This window comes from Streptomyces doebereineriae, assembly GCF_031845645.1.
Classification (GTDB): domain Bacteria; phylum Actinomycetota; class Actinomycetes; order Streptomycetales; family Streptomycetaceae; genus Streptomyces; species Streptomyces canus.
The window spans coordinates 1-426 of sequence record NZ_JAVREZ010000424.1; the positions used below are offsets into that span (position 1 = coordinate 1).

Below are 426 nucleotides of genomic sequence, written 5' to 3' on the forward strand. Positions count from 1 at the left end.
GCCTGTGGGTGGTCAAGGATGTCGCGGTCCGGGCCGCTGACCTGGCAGTCATTCCCCTCGCACAGTTGACCGGGACCAGTCGTTCCTACGGCGGCGCCGGGCTGACCCTGATCGCTGCGGTGTGTGCGCTCGCTGGTGCGGTGAGGTTGATGCGGTCGGCCAACAGTGCCAAGCGCGGCCTTGCGGGGCGCTACGCGGCACCCGCCGCCCGACGGGAGGCCGTCAAGGGTGACGACAGCGGGGAGCCGATGTCGGAGCGAATGCTCTGGGACGCGCTGGACGAGGGACAGGATCCGACCGGTGACGGCGGCGATCCGGACAATAAGGGCCGGTGAATGGTGAAGGTGTGGCGGCGGCTACCCTTCCAGGGAGGGCAACCGGGACCGGCCCGGAGGCACCAGAAAGGAACCGACGGGCGATGAGTTC

The 426-nt window shown here is 69.2% G+C and carries 1 protein-coding gene; it reads left to right on the top strand.

Going from position 1 to position 426, the window contains the following annotated elements:
* Positions 1–335: Trp biosynthesis-associated membrane protein (locus RNB18_RS52620; RefSeq protein WP_311721131.1), on the top strand; the 335-nt coding region annotated here is incomplete at its 5' end.
* Positions 336–426 lie beyond the last annotated feature (91 nt).